This is a genomic window from Psychrobacter sp. CAL346-MNA-CIBAN-0220 (assembly GCF_040309805.1).
Taxonomy (GTDB): domain Bacteria; phylum Pseudomonadota; class Gammaproteobacteria; order Pseudomonadales; family Moraxellaceae; genus Psychrobacter.
This window is the reverse complement of the sequence record NZ_JBEOPF010000600.1, coordinates 1-247: the sequence shown is the minus strand read 5'-3', so window position 1 is coordinate 247 and position 247 is coordinate 1. Positions and strand designations below refer to the sequence as shown.

Sequence of the window (247 nt, the reverse complement as noted above, 5' to 3'; positions counted from 1 at the left end):
GGCGTTGCGTGAGCGCGGCCATCCGCTCGCGGGCTTCGAGCGTACGCTGAGCGAGCGCCAGTTGCTCGTGCAACGATCGCTCGGAAACATACGCGCCCGCCACTTCGGCGATCACGCCGATGCGGACCGTGCGCTGCGCGTCGGCCGTCGCGAAGTATTCGGCGAGCGCCGCGTCGGACAGGTTGCGCACGCGGCCGAACAGGTCGAGCTCGTACGCACTGACACCAACGCCCGCGCGATACAGCCC

General features: G+C 69.6%; 1 pseudogene. It reads right to left on the bottom strand.

What is annotated here, in order from left to right:
• Positions 1-247 (bottom strand): annotated as a pseudogene (locus AAEY88_RS14955) (multidrug transporter); the annotation flags it as partial.